The 5,699-nt window shown below is 60.2% G+C and carries 5 protein-coding genes and 1 pseudogene; 1 reads left to right on the top strand and 5 read right to left on the bottom strand.

Annotated features, from left to right (window positions below):
* Positions 1 to 56: 56 nt before the first annotated feature.
* The 3 genes and pseudogenes from WCA53_RS02075 to WCA53_RS02065 all read right to left on the bottom strand — a co-directional run.
* Positions 57 to 512 (bottom strand): annotated as a pseudogene (locus tag WCA53_RS02075) (ABC transporter permease); the annotation flags it as partial.
* 13 nt (positions 513 to 525) lie between these two features.
* Positions 526 to 1,560, bottom strand: coding sequence for a microcin C ABC transporter permease YejB (locus tag WCA53_RS02070; RefSeq protein WP_423904960.1), 1,035 nt, complete (start codon positions 1,558 to 1,560; stop codon positions 526 to 528).
* Positions 1,561 to 1,602: 42 nt separating this feature from the next.
* Complete coding sequence (locus tag WCA53_RS02065; protein WP_423904959.1) at positions 1,603 to 3,465, bottom strand: extracellular solute-binding protein; 1,863 nt, start codon at positions 3,463 to 3,465, stop codon at positions 1,603 to 1,605.
* A 171-nt stretch (positions 3,466 to 3,636) separates the two neighbouring features.
* Between WCA53_RS02065 and fabI the strand changes: the two genes are divergently transcribed.
* Positions 3,637 to 4,431 (top strand): enoyl-ACP reductase FabI, encoded by a 795-nt coding sequence (gene fabI, locus WCA53_RS02060; RefSeq protein WP_423904957.1) that lies wholly within the window; start codon positions 3,637 to 3,639, stop codon positions 4,429 to 4,431.
* Between the two features lie 159 nt (positions 4,432 to 4,590).
* On the opposite strand, the gene WCA53_RS02055 is transcribed toward fabI, so the two are convergent.
* Both WCA53_RS02055 and WCA53_RS02050 read right to left on the bottom strand, forming a co-directional pair.
* Positions 4,591 to 4,926: a hypothetical protein gene (locus WCA53_RS02055; protein WP_423904961.1), complete on the bottom strand. Its 336-nt coding sequence runs from the start codon at positions 4,924 to 4,926 to the stop codon at positions 4,591 to 4,593.
* Between the two features lie 556 nt (positions 4,927 to 5,482).
* A partial coding sequence (locus WCA53_RS02050; protein WP_423904955.1) for a tetratricopeptide repeat protein occupies positions 5,483 to 5,699 on the bottom strand: 217 nt, incomplete at its 5' end.

Below are 5,699 nucleotides of genomic sequence, written 5' to 3'. Positions count from 1 at the left end.
AGCGTGCCGATCGCGGTCAGCACGAGCGCGAACAGCACCGACACGCGAAAGCCTTACACGAGTCGCGCGAACACGTCGCGGCCGCGATCGTCGGTGCCGAGCCAGTTCTCTTTCGACGGTGGCGCCGGGTTCGAACCCTTCGAAAAGTAGTTAAGCGTGTCGTAGTAATAGTGGTTCGGTGGATAAACCGCGAAGTTGCTGCCCTGGCTAAAACGGTCGCGGATATACGGATCGAGGTAGTCGGCGGGCGTCGGGAAATCGCCGCCGAACGTGGTTTCGGCGTAGGTCTTCACTAAGGGAAAATACAGCGTGCCCTGATAGCGCACGACGAGCGGCTTGTCGTTCGACCATAGCGGCCCGGCGAGGCTGATGGCGAACGCGACCAGGAAAATCACGAGGCTCCAGAAGCCGAGCCGGTTGCGCCGGAAGCGCTGCCACACGCGACGTCCGGGCGTAACGGATTGCGGCAAGCTGAGCGGCTGGGCGTCGCTGTCGCGGGGCGTACGGAGCAGGGATCGGTTCAACTCAGCGCTCCAGTTGTTCGAATTGAATGCGAGGATCGACCCAGACGTAGCAGAGGTCGGAGATCAGCTTGGTCGCGAGGCCGATCAGCGTGAAGAGATAAAGCGTGCCGAGCACCACCGGATAGTCGCGCCGCACGACGGATTCGTACGAGAGCAGACCGAGGCCATCGAGGGAAAAAAGCGTTTCGATCAGCAAGCTCCCTGTGAAAAACGCGCCAATGAACGCGCCCGGAAAACCGACAATCAACGGCAACAGCGCGTTACGAAACACATGCTTCCACAGCACGCGTCGCTCCGATAACCCCTTCGCCCGCGCCGTCAGCACATATTGCTTGCGGATTTCATCGAGGAACGCGTTCTTGGTGAGCATCGTGATCACCGCAAAATTGCCCACCACCGACGCCACCACCGGCAACGTGATGTGCCACAGGTAATCTGCGATCTTGCCGCCCAGGCTGAGCGTGGCCCAGTTATCGGAGGTGAGATTGCGCAGCGGGAACAACTGCCAGAACGAGCCGCCGCCGAACAGCACAAGCAGCAACACGCCCAGCACAAAGCCGGGAATCGCGAAGCCGACCAGCACCAGCAGGCTCGTGGCAACGTCGAAATGGGAACCGTTGCGCACGGCCTTCGCGATCCCCAGCGGCACGGAAATCAAGTAGGTAATGAAGAACGTCCACAAGCCGATGCTGATCGACACCGGCAGCTTCGACACGATCAGCGACCACACGCTTTGATGGCGGAAATAGCTGTCGCCCAGATCGAAGCGCGCGAAGCGGCCGAGCATGAGCCAATAGCGTTGCAGCGGCGGTTTATCGAAGCCATAGAGCGCGCGGAGTTGCGCGACCTGCTGAGCATCCACGCCCGTATGCGTGCGCATGCCGAAGGACGGCCCCTGCTCGCCGCGCCGCAGGTCGTGCACCGCTTGTTCGACCGGACCGCCCGGCACGAACTGGATCACCGCGAACGTCAGCGTGAGGACGCCGAGCAGAGTCGGAATCATCAAAAGTATGCGTTTGAGGATGTAGCTCCACATGCGCGGCGCTCCGGTTGATTGCTTGGGGTTGATTGCTCGAAACTACTTCCTGGCCTCCGCCGACGGCTTGAACCACCACGTCGACGTGATCCAGTCATTTGCGGTGTAGTACAGCGGTAACGTGGCCGGATAGGCGAGCGTGTTCCTGTACGCCACCCTGTGCGAGGCCGAGTACCAATGCGGGACGACATAGTAGCCATGCATCAGCACACGGTCGAGCGCGTGCGTGGCATCGACGAGTTGCTCCCGGGTCTGCGCACCGATCAGCGTATGCACGATCGTGTCGACGGCGGGCGACTTCAGGCCGATGTAGTTATCGGAACCTTGCGTATCCGCCGATTTACTGCCAAAGCGCGATTCCTGCTCGGTGCCGGGAACCTGCACGTCCGGCATGCGGATGCTCGTCATGTCGAAGTCGAACGCGTCCAGACGCTTCTGGATCAACGCGAAATCGACCGTTCGGAAATTCGCCACGATGCCCAGCTTTTGCAGGTTGCGCTGATACACGGCGGCGACGGGTTCCATCGATGCCCCACCGCCCGTATCGTCGAGAATTTCGAATACGAACGGCTCGCCCTTCGCATTGCGCAACGCGCCGTCGCGGTAGGTCCAACCGGCATCGGCGAGTAGCTTGCGGGCCTCGATCAGGTTCGCGCGCAAGGAATGAGGCGGGTCGGTGTCGGGCTGCTTCACCATTGCCCCGAATACGGCGGGGTCCAGTTGCGGGCGCAGCGGCTCGAGGATCGCGAGCTCGCCCGCGCTCGGCGTGCCCGTCGCTTGAAGGTCCGTGTTGACGAAGAAACTGTCCGTGCGGGTGTACTGGTTGAAGAACAATTGCCGGTTGAGCCACTGGAAGTCGAAGGCGAGATCGAGCGCGCGACGCACACGCACGTCCTGGAAAATCGGCCGGCGTAGATTGATGAAGAAGCCCTGCATCCCCGCGCCGTTGTGATTGCGGAATTCGCGCTTGATCAATTCGCCGTTGTCGAAGCGCTTGCCGATGTCGCGACGCACCCAGCTACGCGCAATGTACTCGACCAGCGCGTCGTACTCGCCGGCCTTGAAGGCTTCGAGCCGCGCGACGCCATCGGAGTAGAGCTTGTACGAGATGCGCTCGAAGTTATAGGTGCCCACGCGAACGGGTAGCGCGCTGCCCCAATAGGCTGGATTGCGCTTATAGGTAATCGTACGGCCGTTGTCATACGTTTCGATGAGATACGGCCCGCTTCCAATCGGCTTCTGGAACGCGAGCTGGTCGAACGGCACGTGGCTGCCGTCCGGCTTCATGCCCCACTTGCGCGAAAACACGGGAATACCGCCAGCAATAAACGGCATCTCGCGTGTGCGCTCCTTGAATTCGAAGCGAATAGTCAGCGGATCGACGATCACGGCCTGTGCGATCTGCCCGAAATAGACGGCGTATTGCGGCGCGGCCAGCGGACTCTTGAGGGTTTCGAACGAGTACTTGACGTCGTCGGCGGTAACGGGATCGCCGTTGGAAAAACGCGCGGTCGGATTAATGTGGAACGTGGCGGACAGGCCGTCGGGCGCCACGCTCACGTCGTCGGCCAGAAGGCCATAGGCCGTCGATACTTCGTCCAGGCTGCCTGTTGTCAGGGTCTCGAAGAGATAACCCAGGCCAGGCGCCGGATTACCGCGAAGCGTGAACGGGTTGAATTTATCGAAGCTCGTGAGGCGATCGGGGTTCGCGAGGACCAGCGTGCCGCCGTGCGGCGCATCGGGATTCACGTAGTCGAAATGCTTGAAACCGGGCGGATATTTCGGCTCGCCATATTGCGCGATCGCGTAGACCGCGAACGCTGAGTTCGACACTGCGAGGCCGGCGAAACCAGCCAGAATGCTTGCAAACAAAAGACCGAAGACTCTTCGGGAGCCAGTCGCCATGAGTGCCTTTTGACAATGAATAAATAAACGGCTTGTGCAGAACGTTGAACGAACAGCCGCTGGACGGCGCATTGCGTGCAATGTGAGAGAATTCTAATCTACGTAAAACCCCCGCCCGGCATTGTATCGGGGCACCGGGCAGGCACGACATCGACTTCTTTAGGAGCATTCATGGGATTTCTCGCTGGAAAACGGATTCTGCTGACAGGCTTGCTGTCCAATCGCTCAATTGCCTATGGCATTGCGCAAGCGTGCAAGCGCGAAGGCGCTGAACTCGCGTTCACGTATGTCGGCGACCGCTTCAAGGACCGTATCACCGAGTTCGCGACGGAATTCGGCAGCGATCTCGTGTTCCCGTGCGACGTCGGCGACGACGCCCAGATCGACGCCCTCTTCGTCTCGCTCAAGGAACGCTGGGAAAATCTCGACGGCCTCGTTCACTCGATCGGCTTTGCGCCGCGTGAAGCGATTGGTGGCGATTTCCTCGATGGCATGACGCGCGAGAATTTCCGCATCGCCCACGATATTTCCGCTTACAGCTTCCCGGCGCTGGCCAAGGCCGCGCAATCCATGTTGTCCGACGACGCATCGCTGCTCACGCTGAGCTATCTCGGCGCCGAGCGTGCCATTCCGAACTACAACACGATGGGTCTCGCCAAGGCTTCGCTTGAAGCGAGCGTGCGTTACCTGGCGGTATCGCTGGGATCAAAGGGCGTGCGGGTGAACGGCATCTCGGCCGGCCCGATCAAGACGCTCGCGGCCAGCGGTATCAAGGGCTTTGGCAAGATCCTGGATTTCGTGGAAAGCAACGCGCCGTTGCGTCGCAATGTGACCATCGAGCAGGTGGGCAATGTGGCGGCGTTCATGCTGTCGGATCTGGCGGCGGGCATGAGCGCGGAAATCGTTCACGTCGACAGTGGGTTCAATGCGGTTGTCGGCGGCATGTCTGGGCTGGCGGCCGAATAGGGGTTTCGTGTGTGCGCGGAGTTTTGTGGCGTCTTTGAGGTTTAAACGCTGCGAAGCTTTGATCAGTCAAGGATTGCGCCCATGCCGGGCGCACCAAGTAAAAGGCCGTCCCGCTTTCGCGGGACGGCCTTTGTGTGCTTGACGGCCAGTTAGCCGAACTCAGCCACCATAGCCACGATTCGGGCCCTGCCCTCGGTAACCATCTCCTGGACCGCCGTAGCCGCCGTGGCCGTGCCCGTAACCCGGGCCGCCGTGGTGCCGATACCAGTCATCGCGCGCCCAGTAACGGCGGCCGTCATAGTAACGATTGCCGTACCACCCGATGACGATCTGTGGCGGCCGCACGTACACCGGCGCCGGCGCATAGACCACGGGCGGCGGAGGCGGTGCGTAGTAAGGCTGCGGCACGACGTACACCGGCGCAGGAATGCCGATGTTGATGCCCAGCCGCACATCGGCGGCGTGCGCCAGGCTGGCGACGGAAACGATTGCCATACCGGCGATGCCAGCAAGCAATCGGGAAGAAAAAGTGTTTTTCATAGTGCGCGCCTTGAGCCGTTCTTTGTTCAGGTGGGTGCGAATATAGCGGATCGCCCACTTTCTGGCATTTCAAGTTTGTAAGTTGTTCTTCGCGCAAGGTGAGATATGCGGAAAAGCTTACGCATTGTTACATGATTACTTCATAGCCCAAGGAGTTCAGCAGTTTCGATGCCAGCGTCCCGGAATGCCGACCACCGACAAAGGGGCTATCGCCAGCATCCGCAAGTGGCTCTAATCGCACGCAGTAAAACCATGAACATCCTAAGCATCGACAGTTATCGCGCCGTCGTCACCTACGACCCGACACCGGCATGTACGCGGCGAATTCCTGGGCCTCAACGGAGGCGCGGACTTCTATGCCATCGACATTCCCACGCTCAAGCCTGAGGGCGCTACGTCCCTGGCAACCTTTCTCGACGTCTGCCGCGAGAACGGCATCGATCCGGTGCGCGATCCGACCCGCCGTTTGAGCCGTTGCGACCACGTGCGTGACCACGGACGTCGGAATGCCCTACTGCAGTTCGGTTAGTAGAGTTTTTGCCGCGTCGTACCCTTGCCCGGCGGATAGTTGCAACCACTTAAGCGCCTCTCGTTTATCGGCTTTGGTTCCCTGCCCACGAAGATAAAGTAATCCCAGATTAAACTGGCCCGCTGCATTGCCCTTCTGCGCGGCAGACGTTTGCCATTTCAGTGCTTCTTGATAATTCTGCGTGACTCCATACCCGTTC

Origin of the sequence: Caballeronia sp., assembly GCF_049581465.1 — a bacterium.
GTDB lineage: Bacteria > Pseudomonadota > Gammaproteobacteria > Burkholderiales > Burkholderiaceae > Caballeronia.
The sequence above is the reverse complement of the archived record's forward strand: the minus strand, read 5'-3'. Positions and strand labels throughout refer to the sequence as shown.

What these genes read in the sequence shown, in the direction of transcription:
- WCA53_RS02065 (WP_423904959.1), bottom strand. Translation starts at nt 3,465, where the DNA reads ATGGCGACTGGCTCCCGAAGAGTCTTCGGTCTTTTGTTTGCAAGCATT.
- fabI (WP_423904957.1), top strand. Translation starts at nt 3,637, where the DNA reads ATGGGATTTCTCGCTGGAAAACGGATTCTGCTGACAGGCTTGCTGTCC.
- WCA53_RS02070 (WP_423904960.1), bottom strand. Translation starts at nt 1,560, where the DNA reads ATGTGGAGCTACATCCTCAAACGCATACTTTTGATGATTCCGACTCTG.
- WCA53_RS02055 (WP_423904961.1), bottom strand. Translation starts at nt 4,926, where the DNA reads ATGGCAATCGTTTCCGTCGCCAGCCTGGCGCACGCCGCCGATGTGCGG.